The organism is Streptomyces sp. ADMS, from assembly GCF_033441795.1.
Taxonomy (GTDB): Bacteria; Actinomycetota; Actinomycetes; order Streptomycetales; family Streptomycetaceae; genus Streptomyces.
In genome coordinates, this window is sequence record NZ_JAVFVX010000644.1 from 1 (window position 1) to 234 (window position 234).

General features: G+C 76.1%; 1 protein-coding gene. It reads right to left on the reverse strand.

Going from position 1 to position 234, the window contains the following annotated elements; genetic code table 11:
- Positions 1-5: 5 nt before the first annotated feature.
- A partial coding sequence (locus RB628_RS42315) for a hypothetical protein (RefSeq protein WP_318325875.1) occupies positions 6-234 on the reverse strand: 229 nt, incomplete at its 5' end.

Sequence of the window (234 nt, forward strand, 5' to 3'; positions counted from 1 at the left end):
ACCGGTTACTCCGCGTCTTCGTCGCGGTGGGCGTCCCCGAACCGGGAGCCCACCGCGCGGGCCAGCTCCTCCACCGTCAGCTCGACGCACCGCCCGTCCGCGATCCGGCGCTCCGCCACGGCTTCCCCGTCGCGCTGCCCCTCGGCCTGGGTACCCACGGCCCACTGGCCGTCGGCCACCATCGCGATGTCGCCCACCGTCCACGGCCGCCCGGCGCTGCGGATCTTGCGCTCC